General features: G+C 63.9%; 14 protein-coding genes. 12 read left to right on the plus strand and 2 right to left on the minus strand.

The genetic code is table 11. The features are described from left to right. Positions 1 to 2: 2 nt before the first annotated feature. The 4 genes from AC3WJP_RS09935 (at position 3) to AC3WJP_RS09950 (ending at position 4,823) form a co-directional block, all read left to right on the plus strand. Positions 3 to 2,642: a DUF4118 domain-containing protein gene (locus AC3WJP_RS09935; protein ID WP_493720739.1), complete on the plus strand. Its 2,640-nt coding sequence runs from the start codon at positions 3 to 5 to the stop codon at positions 2,640 to 2,642. Positions 2,643 to 2,906: 264 nt separating this feature from the next. Continuing rightward, on the plus strand, positions 2,907 to 3,554 hold the full coding sequence (locus AC3WJP_RS09940) for a nicotinamidase (RefSeq protein ID WP_493720740.1): 648 nt from the start codon (positions 2,907 to 2,909) through the stop codon (positions 3,552 to 3,554). A gap of 226 nt (positions 3,555 to 3,780) precedes the next feature. Continuing rightward, entirely contained in the window at positions 3,781 to 4,245 is a 465-nt protein-coding gene (locus tag AC3WJP_RS09945; protein WP_493720741.1) for a helix-turn-helix domain-containing protein, read from the plus strand. Further along, positions 4,224 to 4,823, plus strand: coding sequence for a mobile mystery protein B (locus AC3WJP_RS09950; protein WP_493720742.1), 600 nt, complete (start codon positions 4,224 to 4,226; stop codon positions 4,821 to 4,823). Before AC3WJP_RS09945 ends, AC3WJP_RS09950 begins: the two co-directional genes overlap by 22 nt. 22 nt (positions 4,824 to 4,845) lie before the next feature. On the opposite strand, the gene AC3WJP_RS09955 is transcribed toward AC3WJP_RS09950, so the two are convergent. After that, complete coding sequence (locus tag AC3WJP_RS09955; protein ID WP_493720743.1) at positions 4,846 to 5,865, minus strand: LacI family DNA-binding transcriptional regulator; 1,020 nt, start codon at positions 5,863 to 5,865, stop codon at positions 4,846 to 4,848. A 327-nt stretch (positions 5,866 to 6,192) separates the two neighbouring features. Here AC3WJP_RS09955 and AC3WJP_RS09960 point away from each other — a divergent pair, with 327 nt between their 5' ends. The 7 genes from AC3WJP_RS09960 (at position 6,193) to AC3WJP_RS09990 (ending at position 14,469) form a co-directional block, all read left to right on the plus strand. Further along, positions 6,193 to 7,866: an ABC transporter substrate-binding protein gene (locus tag AC3WJP_RS09960; RefSeq protein ID WP_493720744.1), complete on the plus strand. Its 1,674-nt coding sequence runs from the start codon at positions 6,193 to 6,195 to the stop codon at positions 7,864 to 7,866. 149 nt (positions 7,867 to 8,015) lie between these two features. After that, positions 8,016 to 8,969 carry an ABC transporter permease gene (locus tag AC3WJP_RS09965; protein ID WP_493720745.1) on the plus strand — a complete coding sequence of 318 codons (954 nt, stop codon included), beginning with the start codon at positions 8,016 to 8,018 and terminating at the stop codon, positions 8,967 to 8,969. A 2-nt stretch (positions 8,970 to 8,971) separates the two neighbouring features. Continuing rightward, positions 8,972 to 9,865, plus strand: a complete 894-nt coding sequence (locus AC3WJP_RS09970) for an ABC transporter permease (RefSeq protein ID WP_493720746.1) — start codon at positions 8,972 to 8,974, stop codon at positions 9,863 to 9,865. 2 nt (positions 9,866 to 9,867) lie between these two features. Then, positions 9,868 to 10,911 carry an ABC transporter ATP-binding protein gene (locus tag AC3WJP_RS09975; RefSeq protein ID WP_493720747.1) on the plus strand — a complete coding sequence of 348 codons (1,044 nt, stop codon included), beginning with the start codon at positions 9,868 to 9,870 and terminating at the stop codon, positions 10,909 to 10,911. Next, a complete protein-coding gene (locus AC3WJP_RS09980; RefSeq protein WP_493720748.1) occupies positions 10,908 to 11,915 on the plus strand; it encodes an ABC transporter ATP-binding protein in 1,008 nt (335 codons plus the stop codon). The genes AC3WJP_RS09975 and AC3WJP_RS09980 overlap by 4 nt, the downstream gene beginning before the upstream one ends. Further along, positions 11,912 to 13,084 (plus strand): amidase, encoded by a 1,173-nt coding sequence (locus tag AC3WJP_RS09985; RefSeq protein ID WP_493720749.1) that lies wholly within the window; start codon positions 11,912 to 11,914, stop codon positions 13,082 to 13,084. The genes AC3WJP_RS09980 and AC3WJP_RS09985 overlap by 4 nt, the downstream gene beginning before the upstream one ends. Before the next feature lie 119 nt (positions 13,085 to 13,203). Then, positions 13,204 to 14,469, plus strand: a complete 1,266-nt coding sequence (locus tag AC3WJP_RS09990) for a Zn-dependent hydrolase (protein WP_493720750.1) — start codon at positions 13,204 to 13,206, stop codon at positions 14,467 to 14,469. A 117-nt stretch (positions 14,470 to 14,586) separates the two neighbouring features. Here AC3WJP_RS09990 and AC3WJP_RS09995 read toward each other — a convergent pair whose 3' ends face one another. After that, a complete protein-coding gene (locus tag AC3WJP_RS09995; protein WP_493720751.1) occupies positions 14,587 to 15,516 on the minus strand; it encodes an AraC family transcriptional regulator in 930 nt (309 codons plus the stop codon). Positions 15,517 to 15,616: 100 nt separating this feature from the next. On the opposite strand from AC3WJP_RS09995, the gene AC3WJP_RS10000 reads away from it, so the two are divergent. Further along, complete coding sequence (locus tag AC3WJP_RS10000) at positions 15,617 to 16,360, plus strand: SDR family oxidoreductase (RefSeq protein ID WP_493720752.1); 744 nt, start codon at positions 15,617 to 15,619, stop codon at positions 16,358 to 16,360. Positions 16,361 to 16,668: the final 308 nt, after the last annotated feature.

Consider the following 16,668-nt stretch of genomic DNA (forward strand, 5'->3'; position numbering starts at 1 on the left):
CGATGAGTGACTCCGGCCGCGCCGATGCCTTGCTGGCAGCCTTGCCCCGTGCTGGACGGGGCCGCCTCAAGGTCTTTCTCGGCGCCGCGCCGGGGGTCGGCAAGACCTACGCCATGCTGCAGGCCGCCCATACCCAGCAGCGCCAAGGCGTCAGGCTGTTGGCGGGGGTGGTCGAAACCCACGGCCGGGCGGAAACCGAGGCGTTGCTCGCCGGGCTGGCGCAACAGCCCATGCTGCGTAGCCTTTACCGTGACGTACCGCTGGAAGAGATGGACCTCGACGGGCTGCTCAAGGCCAAGCCGCAGTTGGTGCTGGTGGATGAACTGGCCCACAGCAATGCCCCTGGCAGTCGGCACGCCAAGCGCTGGCAAGACGTGCAAGAGTTGCTGGCGGCCGATATCGATGTCTACACCACCGTCAACGTGCAGCACCTGGAAAGCCTCAACGACCAGGTACGCGGCATAACCGGCGTGCAGGTCCGCGAGACGGTGCCCGATTGGGTCTTGCAGGAGGCGTATGAGCTGCTGCTGATCGATCTGCCGCCGCGCGAGCTGCTCGAGCGCTTGCGTGACGGCAAGGTCTATGTGCCGGAACAGGCGCGCGCGGCCATCGATGCGTTCTTCAGTCAGACCAACCTCAACGCCCTGCGCGAATTGGCCATGCAAACGGCCGCCGCTCAGGTCGATGCCGATCTGGCCCAGGGCTACCGCCGCCTGGGCCAGGATGCCCCTACGGTTCGCGGTCGCTTGTTGGTCGGTATCGACAGTGATGATCAGTGCGAACGGCTGGTACGCCATGCCAGCCGCATCGCGCAGAACCGCCATCTGCCTTGGTCGCTGGTGCATATCGACAATGGCAGCGTCAAAGACGAGACCGCTCGCCAGCGCTTGCATCAGGCCCAGCAACTGGCCGAACGCCTGGGGGGCGAAGTGGTGGTGTTGCGTGCCAGTGGCGTCGCTCGCACCTTGATCCAGCACGCCAGCGACCGCCGCGCCAGCTTGCTGCTGGTGGGCCAATCACGACGGCGGGTCATCGGCATGGGGCTGTCGGCCAGGTTGCTGCGCGAACCCTCGGGGCTGGAGATCAACGTGCTGCCGCGCGTTGAATCGCCGGTGCAGCGTCGCCGCCCTGTTGCGCATGGCTGGCGATGGAGCGATTACTCGCTCGCCCTCGCTGCGACGCTATCGGCCAGCGGCTTTGCCTGGGGCGTGTCGCTGGTGATGGACTTGCCCAATATTTCGCTGGTGTTTCTGGCCGCAGTGCTTCTGGTGGCGGTGCGCAGCAGTCTCGGGCCGGCGCTGGCCAGTGCCGTGTTGTCATTTCTGGCCTATGACTTCTTGTTCATACCGCCGAAGTTCTCTTTCAGTATCCAGCGTGAAGAAGATGTACTGACGCTGATGTTCTTTTTGCTGATGGCCGCCCTCACGGGCAATCTGGCTGCCCGCCAACGTCGGCAGCTCAGTGCCTTGCGCGAGGCGCAGGCGCAGACCGCGCGCTTGCTGGAGTTGTCCCGCAGCCTGGCCGCCTCGACTGACCGACAGGCTGTGCTCAATGCCGCGTCTCAGCATCTGCAGGGCTGGCCGGGGCTGGAGGTCTGCCTGTTGCAGAAGTCCGGCGATACCTGGAGCGCGGCCAATGGCGGCAGCGAGCAATTTTCCGAGTCGGAGCGGGCGGCTGGAGAATGGGCGGGGCGGCACGACCAGGCCGCCGGCAAAGGCACGGGGACCTTGCCCGCCGGCCGATGGTGGTGGTGGCCAATCTCGCTGGAGGGGCAAGTACTGGCGTTGATGGCCGTCTCGGAGCGTCATGACGGCGCCCTGAGTGGCGAACTGCGAAGGCTGCTGAGTGCGTTGAGTCAGCCGTTGGCCCAGGCGTTGGCTCGGGCGAATCTGGTTGAGGATCTGGAGGCCGCGCGCTTGCATGGGGAGACCGAGCAACTGCGCAGCGCGTTGCTGGCGTCGGTGTCTCACGATCTGAGAACCCCACTGACATCGATGCGCGGCAGTATCGACAGCCTGTTGGAGCTTGGCGACCTTATTCCCGCAAGCGACCGGATTGAACTGCTGGAAGGCACCCGCAACGAAGCCGAGCGGCTGGATCGTTACATTCAAAATCTCTTGGACATGACCCGGCTTGGCCACGGCGCCCTGAAGCTGGCGCGCGACTGGGTAGCACCTGCGGATATCGTCGGCAGTGCGGTGGGCCGCCTGCGTTCGGTGTTGGCTGGACTGAGGGTCAGCGTGCAGGTACCCACCGAGATACCCCTTCTCTACGTGCATGCAGCGCTGATCGAGCAGGCGTTGGTCAACGTTCTGGAGAACGCGGCGAGATTCTCGCCCCTTGGCGGGCGTATCGAAGTCGCGGCGTCTGTGCATCAGGTGTTCATTGTCTTCAGTGTCAGCGACGAGGGACCGGGCATTCCCGAGGAAGAACGCACGAAGATTTTCGATATGTTCTACACCGCAGCGCGCGGTGATCGAGGCGGGCAGGGTACGGGCCTGGGGCTGGCGATCTGCCAAGGCATGGTGGGCGCCCACGGTGGGCGTGTCGAGGTGGATCAGGGGATCGACGGCAAGGGCACCTGTATTTCATTGTGGCTGCCGTTGCCGACGCAGCCTTATGCCGATCTGGAGGCGGATTGATGACGCGGCCGGCAACCGTGCTGATCATCGACGACGAACCACAGATTGGTGAATGCTTCGCGTCTGATTCGGCGGCGTTTTTATCTGCCCCGCAAACAAGCCTTCGGCTACCGAGCCCTCTCGGTTCACCTCACGCCAGGCCAAAGCCCGCTCGGAATGACCCCTGCACGTTGAAGATCATTCACGCGTATCCTTCGCCTCGATGCCTGTTTCAGAGCGCTGTGCCTGCTTTGAGTGATAAATCCAGCCACGGAAGAACTCGCAATGACCATCAGCAAACGCCTCACCGCCTCATTCGATGTCGATGCACAGAAGTCCTTCACCCCGCTGTGCCCTGACGAGCTGCCGGTGACTGGCGGCGACCGGATCGGCGGCGAATTGAATTTCATGGCCGGGTTCGCCAGCCTGCGGGTCGGCAGCAAGGATGCCCACGCCAGCAACCCCGCCTGGCTGGTGACCGGCCACGAAAACATGCTCAAGCCCACCGGCCTCAAGCACGCCGACGTCACTTGGGTCAGCCATTGCGTACCGGGCACCGAGGGCTTCACCCTGCTGGACGAACTGCCGACGCCCTATGACTACGACTACTTCGTGTGGAAGGGCGTGGAGCCGGACCTTCACCCCTACGGCGCCTGCTATCACGACCTCGACAACAAACTGTCCACCGGTGTGATCGAGTTCCTCCGGGCCAAGGGCATCGAGCAGGTGATCGTCGGCGGCCTGGCGCTGGATTTCTGCGTCAAGACCACAGCCCTGCAACTGGCCGAGGCGGGTTTCGCGGTGTTGCTGTACCTGCCGGCCTGCCGTGGCATCAGCGCACAAGGGGGGATCGACGCGCTGGCGGCGATGCAGAAGGTCGGGATTCGGGTCATTGCCGATCAGGCGGGGTTGATGGCGGCTATTGCGGCGTAAAGCCGCGCGATGCTTGTAGATAGCGATTTTTGAACGCCTATAGGCGTTCTTTTTTATGTTAACGTAAGCCTTTAGGCGTTCGATTTGAAATAGTTTGATACCCTATAAGCGTTCGAAATGGCTAAATTCGTTTCCCTATAAGCTATCAACATGTGATTATTTAAACGCTTTTGGGGATACAAAAACCAAATTTTTGATTGCAGATGAGCGATCAGGGCAGGATAAAATGGGTACTTCTTCGCTCAACAAGCTGCGGATGATTCAAGTTGAACGGGCTCTAGACGCCTTTTCTCCGGTCAAGGGCAAACCGATACCTCCAGGTGGTTGGCTACGGTCGATCCGTGAGTCCATCGGTCGCTCTATTCGTAGCCAGGCAGCATTGCTGTGTGTAGCTCCCTCGACACTGCAGAAATCCGAGATCGCGGAGGCCGACGACCGAATTACTCTCGGCCAACTGCGCAAGTTAGCCAATGGCCTTGACTGTGAGCTGGTGTATGCGCTGATCCCGAAAAAACCATTGCACGACATGGTCGAGGAGCGAGCCGAAGCCATCGCCCGTCAAGAAGTCATGAGCGTGTCGCATACCATGGCGCTCGAAGACCAGCGCCCTGGCGACGCCTTTGTCGAGCGCAAGGTAGCCGAGCGGCGTGAGGAACTGCTGGCCGGCGCATGGACGCGATTATGGCGATAGAAGCGATGCTTCAGCCTGGGCAGACACCACTCGATCCTGACGAAGCGGCTGGTCTGAAGCCCAGGCACATCGCGACTCAAGGTGAGTTGGACGAATGGGAAGCGGAAAACCTGCTGGAGGCTAGGCGGTGGTTGAATCGCCAGAAAGCTCCCGATGTGTTTAGCGAGAAGTTCGCGCGCGAGCTGCACAAACGCATGTTCAATGCGACCTGGAAGTGGGCTGGCACCTTTCGTCGTACCGAAAAGAACATCGGCTGTGAACCGCTGCAGATTGCCGTGAAGCTCAACCAGTTGCTGGGCAATGCGCAGTGGTGGGTTGAGCACGAGATTTTCGCGATCGACGAGATCGCCGCGCGCTTTCATCGCGAGCTGGTGTGGATTCATCCCTTTCCCAATGGCAATGGGCGACATGCGCGCTACATGGCTGATGCGCTGCTCAAGCGCTGTGGCCAGCCTGAGTTCTCCTGGGGAAGTCGTAGGGCTGCATCGACCAGCGAGGTGCGCCGTGACTATATCCAAGGCTTGCGCGCGGCGGACGCCGGGGATTACGGGCTGCTGATGGCCTTTGTGCGCAGCTGATGCATGACGCTGCGCAACAAAGCTATCGAGGTGAGCACACACTACTCTCCCGAACGATCAACTGCGCCGCAAACCGATACGACTGCACCGGCTCGCCCTTGAGGCGTTTGAGCAGGGTCTCCACCGCCCGCACGCCCTGGGCATGCATGCTGGTGCTGATGCTGGTGAGTTGCAGGTGGGCGGCCAGGGGGGTGTCGTTGTAGCCGACCACGGCGATGTCGCGGCCGGCCACCAGGCCGCGATTGCGCATGGCCCCGAACAGCCCGATCGCCAGAAAGTCGTTGACCGCGAATATCGCCGTGGGTGGCTGCGGGTGGGCGAGCAGCCGTTCACCGATGCTGAAGCCGGCCTCGGTGTCGAAGCGGCCGGGGATGATGCGCTCGGCGCCGATCTCGATGCCGCGTTCGTGGTAGTAGGCGACGAAGCTCGCGGTGCGGTCCCGGGCGTTGCTGCTGTGGGATTCGCCGGCGATCACCGCGACCCGGGTGTGGCCTTGGGCGAACAGATGTTCGGCCACCAGGCGACCGCCCATTTCATCGTCCGAGGTGACCGAGCAATGCTCGCCGCGGCGGCGGCTGACCAGCACGAAGGGCACCTGGCGTTCCTGCAGTTCTTCCAGAAACCCGGGCTCGGCGGTGCAATGCACGTCGCTGATGATCAAGCCCGCGACATTGCGCGCCAGGGCCCGCTCGGCGCGCTCGCGCTGACGCTCGGGGCGATCCAGGGTGTTGGCCACGAAGGTGGTATAGCGCTCGGCACCGGCGGCTTCGTCGATGCCTTCGTAGATGGTCGCCAGGACGATATCCGAGAGCCTGGGCACCAGCACCGCGATCTCGTGGCTGTGACGGGTCTTGAGGGTCCGCGCGTGGGTATTGGGTTGGTAGTCGAGGCTGGCGGCCAGGGCGCGAATGCGCTCGATGGTTTCCTTGGACGCGGCACGCCCGGCGTGATCGAGGGTGCCGTTGAGCACGCGCGACACGGTCGACACATGGATGTCGAGTGCCTGGGCGATACCGCGAAGCGTGGCCGGACGTTTGTTCATGGAGGTAGGCCTGTGCGCAGGGAAACTGGGGCGCAGGGTCGCATTTCACGCCGCCCCTTGCACAGGCTTGGCGGCGCCAAACGCATCATCTCCCGCAGCTGCGCCACTATGGAGCGCGGCGTACCAAAAGATTGCACGAAACATCGCGCAACACTACCCAAACGTTTGGGTGATTTTCTCGAGGGATTTTTTGCGGTGTCCATCCCGTTGAAAATCAAGTGGAAATTGCCAGCCGTGAACCTTTCGTCAGACCATCTGGTAAAAGTTGGTATGGCCATTGCGTTGGACCCTCTCAGCTCTCCTTAACTGACTGATGGGACCTACGCCATGACGCACGCTTCAGTAATCCGCGCACGCAGTTTTACCCGGCTGGCATTGGCCTGCTCGATCGCCGTCGGTGCCTTGTCGCCGTTGGCCGCGATGGCCGAAAGCACGCTGCGCATCGCCATGACGGCGGCGGATATCCCATTGACCTACGGTCAGCCGGATCAAGGCTACGAGGGCAACCGCTTTACCGGTATCACCATGTTCGACTCGTTGGTGGAGTGGGACCTGTCTCAGGGCGACAAGCCCAGTGCGCTGATACCTGGCCTGGCCACCGAATGGGCGGTCAAGCCCGATGACCACACCAAGTGGATCTTCAAGCTGCGCCCCGGGGTGAAATTCCACGACGGCTCGGCCTTCAACGCCGATGCCGTGGTGTGGAACGTCAACAAGGTGCTCGACAAGCAAGCCGCGCAATATGCGCCGGGGCAGATCGGCATGACCGTCTCGCGCATGCCGACCTTGCGCAGCGCGCAGAAGATCGACGACCTCACCGTCGAACTGACCACCAGCGAACCCGATGCGGTGCTGCCGTACAACCTGACCAACCTGTTCATGGCCTCGCCGACCGCCTGGCAGAAGGATTTCGACGCAGTGCCGGCCACCACCACCGATCCGGCCGAGCGCTCCAAGCTGGCCTGGACCGCCTTCGCCGCCCATTCGGTGGGGACCGGGCCGTTCAAGATGGACCGCATGGTGCCGCGCCAGGAACTGGTGCTGGACAAGAACCCAGGTTACTGGGATCCGAAACGTGTTCCCAAAGTCGACCACGTGGTGCTGATCCCGCTGCCCGAGGCCAACGCCCGCACCGCCGCGTTGCTGTCCGGCCAGGTCGACTGGATCGAAGCCCCGGCGCCCGATGCCATGGATCAGATCAAGAGCAAGGGTTTCAAGATCTACGCCAACGGCCAGCCGCACCTGTGGCCTTGGCAGTTCTCCTTCGCCCCCGGTTCGCCGTGGCTGGACAAACGCGTACGCCAGGCGGCCAACCTGTGCCTGGATCGCAGCGAGCTGAAAGCCTATCTGGGCGGCTACATGCAGGAAGCCACCGGTATCTACGAGAAGGATTCGCCGTGGTACGGCAACCCCGAATTCAAGATCCACTATGACCAGGCCGCCGCGCAAAAGCTCATGGCCGAGGCGGGCTTCAGCAAAGATCACCCGGTCAAGGTCAAGGTCCTGACTTCAGCATCCGGCTCCGGGCAGATGCAGCCGCTGCCGATGAACGAATATATCCAGCAGAGCCTCAAGAGCTGCTATTTCGACGTCGACATCGCCGTCACCGAATGGAACACCCTGTTCAGCGGCTGGCGTCTGGGCGCCAAGGACCCTGCGGCCCAGGGCGCGAATGCGATCAACGTCAGCGCGGCGGTCATGGACCCGTACTTCGGCATGGTGCGTTTCTCCAGCGAGAAGGCCTTCCCGCCGGTTTCCAACAACTGGGGCTACTTCGCTTCGCCCAAGGTCGAGCAACTGATCACCCAGGTGCGCAATTCCTTCGATCCCAAAGCGCTGGATGACGCATCGGGCAAGCTGCATGCGGCCATCGTCGATGAAGTGCCGTTCCTGTTCGTCGCCCACGACGTCGGCCCACGGGCGATTTCGCCGAAGGTGACCGGTGTGGTGCAGCCGCAGAGCTGGTTCATCGATCTGACGCTGGTGTCCAAGCAGGACTAGAGAAGCCTGCATACCTGTAGCGGGGGGGCTTGCCCCCGATAAATCGTGTCAGCGGCATCTATGTTGCTGACGCACTTTTCGGGGGCAAGCCCCCTCGCTACAGGAGCGATCCAAGCGCAAAACCGTGATAGTCCCCAAGAGGAAAGCCCATGCTTGCCTATATCTTGCGCCGTGTGCTGTTGGCGACCCCGATCCTGCTGGGCGTGGCGCTGGTGTGTTTCATGCTGGTGCACATGGCCCCCGGCGACCCGCTGGTATCGGTGATGCCGCCGGACGCCTCCGAGGCCCTGCGCCAACAGCTGATAACCGCCTACGGCTTCGATAAACCCTTGCCCGTGCAGTTCGGTCTGTGGATCTGGCACGCGCTGCACGGCGACCTGGGCATGTCCATTGCCAGCGGCCGACCGGTCAGCAGCGAAGTGCTCAACGCGGTCAGCTTCTCGTTGCGCCTGGCGGTGCTGGCGACGCTGTTCGGCTTCGTCCTCGGCAGCCTGTTCGGCTTTGTCGGCGGCTACTTCCAGGACAGCTGGCTGGACAAGATCGCCTCGGCGTTCTCGGCCATCGGCGTCAGCGTGCCGCACTACTGGCTGGGCATGCTGATGGTCATCGTCTTCTCTTCGCAACTGGGCTGGCTGCCCGCTACCGGCGGCGGCCCGATGGGCCAGTCGGCCTGGGCGTGGGACTGGGCGCACCTGCAGTTCATGATCCTGCCGGCCATCACCTTGTCGGTGATCCCCACCGGCATCATCGCCCGTACCGTGCGCGCCCAGGTGGCGGAGATCCTGTCCCAGGAATTCATCATCGGCCTGCGCGCCAAGGGCCTGGGCGAGTGGGGGCTGTTCCTGCATGTGGTGAAGAACGCCGCGCCCACCGCCATGGCGGTCATGGGCCTGCAGATCGGCTACCTCATGGGCGGCTCGATCCTGGTCGAAACCGTGTTCGCCTGGCCCGGCACAGGGCTGTTGCTCAACTCGGCGATCTTCCAGCGTGACCTGCCTTTGCTGCAGGGCACGATCTGGGTGCTGGCGTTGTTTTTCGTCGCGCTCAATCTGCTGGTCGACATCCTGCAGACGCTGCTCGATCCACGCATCAAGAGGGGCTGAGCATGAACCTGTCGATGGTACGACCGGCCGCGCCGGTCATTGCAGCAGTCGAAAGTTCGCCGGGCTACTGGCGCGAAGTGTTCGGCCGCGTGCGCCGCGATCCGGTCGCCCTGGCGGTGGCCTTGGTGATCCTGGCGTTGCTGGTGCTGGCGATATTGGGCCCGTGGATAGTGCCGGGTGATCCCTTTACCACCTCGATGTTCAAACGCCTCAAGCCGATCGGCACGCCGGGCTTCCCGCTGGGCACCGACGAACTGGGCCGGGACTTGCTCTCGCGGCTGATGCTGGGCGCGCGGCTGTCGCTGTTCATGGGCATCACGCCGGTGATCTTCGCGTTTTTCATCGGCGGCGCCATCGGTGTGATCGCCGGCTACTTCGGCGGCTGGCTGAACAGCCTGATCATGCGCACCGTGGACGTGTTCTATGCGTTTCCGTCGGTGCTGCTGGCCATCGCCTTTTCCGGCGCGCTGGGGGCGGGGGTCAACAACGCACTGATCTCCCTGACCCTGGTGTTCGTGCCGCAGGTGGCGCGGATCGCCGAGAGCGTCACCACCCAGGTGCGCAACCGCGATTACATCGAAGCGGCGCGGGCCTCAGGGGCCGGGGCCTTCACCATCATCCGCACGCAGGTGCTGGGCAACGTACTGGGGCCGATCTTCGTCTTCACCACCGGCTTGATCTCGGTGTCGATGATTCTTGCCTCCGGCCTGTCGTTCCTCGGCCTTGGGGTGACGCCGCCGGAGCCGGAGTGGGGTTTGATGCTCAACACCTTGCGTACCGCGATCTACACCCAGCCGCTGGTATCGGCCTTGCCGGGGGCGATGATCTTCATCACCTCGATCTCATTCAACGTGCTCGCCGACCGCTTGCGGGCGGCCATGGCGATCAGGAGCTGAGCATGAACCCACGTGATATTGGCGGTCCGGCGCAACCCCTGCTGAAAGTAGAGAAACTGGTCAAGCACTTTCCCGTGAAGGGCGGTCTGGGCAAAAAGAACGTCGTGCGCGCCGTCGATGGCATCGACTTCGTGGTGCACAAGGGCGAGACCCTGGGCGTGGTCGGCGAGTCCGGTTGCGGCAAGTCCACCACCGCGCGGCTGCTGATGCAGTTGATTGCCCACGACAGCGGCGAACTGGTGTTCGACGCCATGACCGTGGGCGGCCATCAACTGCCTCTGCGCGATTATCGGCGTCAGGTGCAGATGGTATTTCAGGACAGCTATTCGTCCCTCAATCCACGCCTGACCATGGAGCAGTCGGTGGCGTTTGGGCCGTCGGTGCATGGCGTCAGTCGCCGCGAGTCGCTGGAACGCGCCCGCGACCTGCTGGACCGCGTGGGCCTGGAGCCGGGGCGCTTCGCCGGCCGCTACGCCCATGAGCTCTCGGGAGGCCAGCGCCAGCGGGTGAACATCGCCCGCGCCCTGGCGGTGGACCCGCGGCTGGTGATCCTCGACGAGGCGGTGTCGGCCCTGGATAAATCCGTCGAAGCCCAGGTGCTGAACCTGCTGCAGGACCTCAAGGACAGCCTGCAACTGACCTACGTGTTCATCAGCCACGACCTGCACGTGGTGCGTTATCTGTCCGATCGGATCATGGTCATGTATCTGGGTGAAATCGTCGAAGTCGGGCCCGCCGAGTCGTTGTTCTCGGCCGCGCAGCATCCTTACACCCAGGCGCTGCTGACCTCGATGCCGTCCATGGACCCGGGCCTGCGCACCCTCGAGTCGCCGCTTTCCGGTGACCCGCCCAGCCCGATCGATCCGCCGCCGGGCTGCCGTTTCCATACCCGCTGCCCCCACGCCGAAGCGATCTGCGGACAAACCGCGCCGGCGCTGACCGCTACCGCTGACAATCACTACGCCGCCTGCCTGATGGTGCAGCCGGGGGCAGGGCACAGCCGCAGTCCGGCGCCCGAGTTGATCTACACAGGAGCCTTGGCATGAGCGAACAACCCATGGTCGCCGTGCGCGACCTCAAGGTGCGTTTCAAGCGCGGTGGGCAGACGTTGTCGGCGGTCAACGGCGTCAGTCTGGAAGTCGCCAAAGGTGAAGTGCTGGCGCTGATCGGCGAATCCGGCTCGGGCAAGAGCGTAACCTTGCGCGCCTTGATGCGCCTGCATTCCGAACGCTCGACGCAGATTGAAGGCCAGATCGAGATCGTCGGCCAGGACCTCATGGCCTTGTCCCGCAGCCAGCTGCAGGCCTTGCGCGGGCCGGTGGCGGCGATGATTTTCCAGGAGCCGCTGCTGGCCCTGGACCCGGTCTATACCATCGGCCAGCAGATCATCGAAGCGCTGCGCCGGCATCAGCCGTTGTCCAAGGCCGAGGCTCGCAGTCAGGCTCTTGAAGCCTTGCGCCGGGTGCGCATTCCCAGCCCGGAACAGCGGTTGGATGCCTACCCCCATGAGATGTCCGGCGGTATGCGCCAGCGGGCGATGATCGCCCTGGCGCTGGCCTGTCAGCCACAGATTCTGCTGGCCGACGAGCCGACCACGGCGCTGGACGCCACGGTGCAGATCCAGATTCTGATCCTGCTGCGCGAGCTGCAGCAGGCGTTGGGGCTGTCGATCATTTTCGTCACCCACGACATCGGCGCTGCGGTGGAAGTGGCCGACCGCGTGGCGGTGATGTACGGCGGGCGCATCGTCGAGCAGGCCAGGCTGGCCGAGCTGCTCGACAACCCCCAACACCCCTACACCAAGGTACTGCTGGGCACGCGGCCCAAGGATGGCCTGCGCAAAGGCGAGCGCATGATCAGCATCCCCGGCGCGCCGCCTGACCTGGCCAAGCTGCCGCCCGGTTGCACCTTCGCCCCCCGCTGCCCGCAGGCCACCGATGTCTGTCGCAGCACCGTGCCTGCCAGCGAAACCGTTATCGCCGACCACCGCGTGAGCTGCCACCACTGGCAGCAGGTGCCTGTTCAATCCCTTTGCGAGTCCTTGTCATGACCGATTCAGCGTTCGCCTTCATGCCTTATCCTGCGGTCGCCGTGGCCCATGCGGCCAGTGGTCCCTTGAGCGGCTATACCTTCGCCGCCAAGGACCTGTTCGACGTCGCCGGCTACCCCACGGGCGGTGGCAACCCGCACGTGCTGGCGATGTCCGGGATCAAGACGCAGACCGCACCGATCATTCAGCGCTTGCTCGATGCCGGTGCCGAGTTGGTGGGCAAGGCCCACACCAACGAGATGGCGTTCTCCATGAGCGGCAAGAACGCTCACTACGGCACGCCGCGCAACGGCGCGGCCCACGATCGCATCCCGGGGGGCTCGTCTTCGGGCTCGGCGTCGGCGGTGTCCAATGGCTTGTGCGACTTTGCCATGGGCAGCGACACCGGTGGTTCGGTGCGTACCCCGGCCAGTTATTGCGGGCTGTTCGGCCTGCGTCCGAGCCATGGCCGACTGTCGCTGGCGAACACCCAGGCGCTGTGCGAAAGCATGGACACCGCAGGCTTTTTCACCCGTGACGCCAAGCTGTTCGGGCTGGTGGGCGAGTGCCTGCTCGGTGAGGACTCGGCGCCGTTGCCGGCTCAGCCGTCCTTGCTGAGCAGTGACGAACTGTTCGCAATGCTGCCGGCGGCGTCCATCGATGCCTTGGCTCCGGCCCTGGCGCAAATCAGCGCGGTGGCGGGCCCGCTGCAACGGCTGGAAGGTGAATTGCCGTCCCTGACAGACGCCTATTGGGCGTTCCGTTACATTCAAGGACGCGAGGCCTGGGAGGCGCAGGGCGAGTTCATCGAGCGCAACGGCCTGGCGCTCGGGCCTGACGTGGCCGCGCGTTTCGCCTGGTCCAAGGCGGTGACCGATGAGCAGTACAACGGCGCCTGTGCGTTGCGAGAAAGCTTCGCGGCGCGCTGGGAGCAACTGCTGGGCAATCGCGTGCTGGTCATGCCCACCGTGCCGGACATCGCGCCGTTGCTGAGCGCCAAGGATGAAGAGATCGAGCAGACCCGGCAGATCTCCCATCACCTGCTGGCGATCGCCGTGCTGTGCCGCATGCCGCAGCTGACCATGCCGCTGGTCAACAAGGACGGCGCGCCGTTGGGGATTTCGCTGATGGGGCCACGCGGCAGTGATTTGAGCCTGGTGAAGCTGGCAGTGCGTATCGCCGGAGTTTGAAGGCGTTCACACAGCCCCTTCGCGGGCAAGCCTTGCTCCCACAGACTCCCACCCGTGGGAGCAAGGCTTGCCCGCGAAGAGGCCGGCGAAGACTGCACACATGCCATTGGAGAACCACCATGAACAACCTGTCCACCTCCACCAGCCCCATCGCTACCAGCGCGCCGCTGATCAACAGCCAGCGCCTCTGGCAGTCGCTCATGGACCTCGCCCAGCTCGGCGCCACGGTCAAGGGTGGGGTCTGCCGCCTGGCCCTGACCGATCTCGATCGCCAGGCCCGTGATCTGTTCGTACAGTGGTGCACCGACGCCGGCTGCGACGTCAGCGTCGATGCCATCGGCAATATCTTCGCCCGCCGCCCGGGTCGGGATCCGCAGCGCGCCCCGGTCATGACCGGCAGCCACATCGATACCCAACCCACCGGCGGCAAGTTCGATGGCTGCTTCGGCGTATTGGCCGGCCTGGAAGTCATCCGTACCCTCAATGACCTCAACCTCGACACCGCCGCGCCGATCGAAGTGGTGGTGTGGACCAACGAAGAAGGCTCGCGTTTTCCGCCGTGCATGATGGGCTCCGGGGTCTTCGCCGGTAAATTCGACCTCGCCGAGACCCTCGCCAAGCGAGACGAACAAGGGCTCGGCGTGGGCGACGAACTGCAGCGCATCGGTTATGCCGGCACACGCCCGGTGCTCGGCCATGGGGTGGGTGCCTACTTCGAGGCGCATATCGAGCAGGGCCCGATTCTCGAAGACCAACGCAAGACCATCGGTGTGGTCATGGGCTGTCTGGGCCAGAAATGGTTCGACCTGACCCTGAGCGGCGTCGAAGCCCATGCCGGGCCGACGCCGATGTCCCTGCGCAAGGACGCCCTGGTCGGCGCCGCAGATTTGGTCACTGCGGTCAACCGTATCGCCAACGCCAGTCAGCCTCACGCGTGCGGCACGGTCGGCTGTCTGAACCTGCATCCCGGCTCGCGCAACGTGATCCCGGGCGAGGTGAAGATGACCATCGATTTTCGTCATCTGCACAGCGACAAGCTGCAGGCGATGGTGGACCAATTGCAGCAAGCCATTGACGACACCTGCGCCCGGAATGGCTTGACCTATGTGCTGACACCCACCGCCGACTTTCCGCCGCTGGACTTCGCCCCCGAGTGCGTCGATGCCGTGCGCGACGGGGCGGCGCAATTGGGCTTGAGCCATATGGATATCGTCAGCGGCGCCGGCCACGATGCGATCTTCATCGCCGAACTGGGCCCGGCCGGCATGATCTTCGTGCCCTGCGAAGGCGGCATCAGCCACAACGAGATCGAGAACGCCACGCCTGAGGATCTGGGGGCCGGTTGCGCGGTGTTGTTGCGTGCGATGGTGAGTGCGGCGCAGTAACACTCATCGGCGTATGCGGGGCGGATTTTTTTGCCCGACGACACGCACAAGCGTCGAGCCAGTGGTTCAAGGCACCTAGGGGCTGGCAGCGGCCTTTTCGCATCACCGCCTGAATCGTCAAGCCTCGGCCAGCAATTGCTGCGACGGGCTCGCCGCGCCCGAGGCATAGACCGACGGCGACAGGCCCGCATGCCGGCTGAAGGCAACACTGAAGGCGCTCGCCGAGCTGTAGCCGACCTGTTGCGCGATGTCGGCGATGCTGCCTTGTCTGCGGCGCAGCAGGTCCTTGGCCAGGGCCATGCGCCAGGCCAGCAGATAGGCCATCGGTGCCATGCCCACCGCGCGGCTGAAGCGCTCGAAAAAGGATGAGCGGGAGAGGGCGGCGGCCTTGGCCAACTGCGCGACGGTCCAGGGTCGAGTCGGATCGGCGTGCATCAGCCTAATCGCCACCGCCAGGCGTTCATCGGCCAGCCCGCGCAGCAGCCCGGGCGTCGCCGAGGTGTCGGCGCAGGTGCGCAAGGCCTCGATCAGCATCACCTCCAGCAGGTGCTTGAGAATGACCTCGCGCGCCGGCCGCTGGGCGCGGGATTCATCGCTGACCCATTGCACCAGCGTCGCCAGACGCTGATCACCGCGGATATGGATCAGGCGCGGCAGCAACGAGACCAGCAAGGCTGCATCCGGCGAGCCGAACACGCAGTGGCCGACCAGTTGCCGGGTATCGATGGGGGCCTCTGGATCGCCGATTCTGACTTCGCCCGGGCGCACCAGCATTGGCGTGCTGTCGGGCGCGTCGCTGGGCAGCGGCTCGAGGCTGGAGACGGTGAACTCATGCACGGCGGGGATCAGCACGAAATCTCCCGCGTTCAACTGAATTGGCGCATGCCCGTCGACCGCCAGCAGGCAGCCACCGGTCACCACTGCGCAGTAGAAGGGCTGGCCCAGGTCGGCGCGGCGAATACGCCAGCGCCCGGCGCTGCTGACCATTTTCGACAGCGCGGGGCGGGGCTGCAGCAAGGTGACGACTTCGGCCAGAGGATCGATCATGGTGGACTGCTACGAATGATTGACGGACTTTCGATTGTAGTCAGTCCGATGGCTTACGCCTATCTTGGTTTGCCCCATCATTATCTGGAGCACAGTCACCATGAAAACCGTCCTTGTCACCGGTTGCTCGTCGGGCTTTGGCCTGGCCATCGCCGAATATTTCCTCGCCCGCGACTGGAAGGTCATCGCCACCCTGCGCACCGTGCGCGAAGACCTGCTACCGCAATCCGAGCGCCTGCAGTTGCTCGCCCTGGACGTCACCGACCCCCAGAGTATCCAGGACGCCATCGCGGCGGCCGGGCCGATCGACGTACTGGTCAACAACGCTGGCATCGGCATGTTCGGCGCCCTCGAAGGTACCTCGATGGATATCACCCGCCAGGTGTTCGACACCAACACCCTGGGCACCATCGCCATGACCCAGGCCGTGCTGCCGCAGTTTCGCCAACGCCGGGCCGGGGTAGTGATCAACGTCACCTCGGCCGTGACCCTCAAATCCTTGCCGCTGCTGGCGGTGTACACGGCGAGCAAGGCGGCGGTAGATGCCTTTACCGCGTCCCTTGCCGTGGAATTGGCGCCTTTCAACGTGCGGGTCAACCTGGTGTTGCCAGGGCGTGCGCCGGCCACGCGGTTCGGCGACAACGCGCGGGCGAAGATGCAGGACAGCATCCCGCAGGCTTATAACGAACTGGCTCAGAGCGTGTTCGCGGCGTGGGGGCAGGACACGACCATCACCCATGCGCAGGACGTGGCTGAAGCGGTATGGCAGGTTGCCAATGCGCCGGACAGTCCGCTGCGGGTGGCGGCGGGGGCGGATGCGCTGGAGTGGATGGGGCGGGGCTGAGGCAGCATCGGCGCTTGGCATTGCCGTCAACTGCGCAGTTCGCTGGGGGTTCCGGGCAGCGACCCGCTTCCCTTGGCAGCTGTTATGGTTGCGAGCTGCATCAATGGACTGCCCAGCGCATAAGCCTTGAGCTTCGGCAAATGCCGAGATTCAGGCCGTATGAAACAGGGCTGATACAAGGCTATGTGGAGTTGACCTAGGCCCCCTGGAAAGTTGGCCGTCAGTGATAAAAAAACCATCCGACCAAAGGGCCACCAGCCAAATCACGATAACAAGCAGCGGCACATTGCCATCTGTATACTCCGCCG

It is taken from the genome of Pseudomonas sp. GW821-FHT01A09 (assembly GCF_058986725.1).

Excerpts from the sequence above, each read along its gene's own strand:
- AC3WJP_RS09995 (WP_493720751.1), bottom strand. The coding sequence starts at position 15,516 with ATGATCGATCCTCTGGCCGAAGTCGTCACCTTGCTGCAGCCCCGCCCC.
- AC3WJP_RS09945 (WP_493720741.1), top strand. The coding sequence starts at position 3,781 with ATGGGTACTTCTTCGCTCAACAAGCTGCGGATGATTCAAGTTGAACGG.
- AC3WJP_RS09955 (WP_493720743.1), bottom strand. The coding sequence starts at position 5,865 with ATGAACAAACGTCCGGCCACGCTTCGCGGTATCGCCCAGGCACTCGAC.
- AC3WJP_RS09970 (WP_493720746.1), top strand. The coding sequence starts at position 8,972 with ATGAACCTGTCGATGGTACGACCGGCCGCGCCGGTCATTGCAGCAGTC.
- AC3WJP_RS09965 (WP_493720745.1), top strand. The coding sequence starts at position 8,016 with ATGCTTGCCTATATCTTGCGCCGTGTGCTGTTGGCGACCCCGATCCTG.
- AC3WJP_RS09950 (WP_493720742.1), top strand. The coding sequence starts at position 4,224 with ATGGACGCGATTATGGCGATAGAAGCGATGCTTCAGCCTGGGCAGACA.
- AC3WJP_RS09960 (WP_493720744.1), top strand. The coding sequence starts at position 6,193 with ATGACGCACGCTTCAGTAATCCGCGCACGCAGTTTTACCCGGCTGGCA.
- AC3WJP_RS09940 (WP_493720740.1), top strand. The coding sequence starts at position 2,907 with ATGACCATCAGCAAACGCCTCACCGCCTCATTCGATGTCGATGCACAG.
- AC3WJP_RS09990 (WP_493720750.1), top strand. The coding sequence starts at position 13,204 with ATGAACAACCTGTCCACCTCCACCAGCCCCATCGCTACCAGCGCGCCG.
- AC3WJP_RS10000 (WP_493720752.1), top strand. The coding sequence starts at position 15,617 with ATGAAAACCGTCCTTGTCACCGGTTGCTCGTCGGGCTTTGGCCTGGCC.
- AC3WJP_RS09985 (WP_493720749.1), top strand. The coding sequence starts at position 11,912 with ATGACCGATTCAGCGTTCGCCTTCATGCCTTATCCTGCGGTCGCCGTG.
- AC3WJP_RS09975 (WP_493720747.1), top strand. The coding sequence starts at position 9,868 with ATGAACCCACGTGATATTGGCGGTCCGGCGCAACCCCTGCTGAAAGTA.
- AC3WJP_RS09935 (WP_493720739.1), top strand. The coding sequence starts at position 3 with ATGAGTGACTCCGGCCGCGCCGATGCCTTGCTGGCAGCCTTGCCCCGT.
- AC3WJP_RS09980 (WP_493720748.1), top strand. The coding sequence starts at position 10,908 with ATGAGCGAACAACCCATGGTCGCCGTGCGCGACCTCAAGGTGCGTTTC.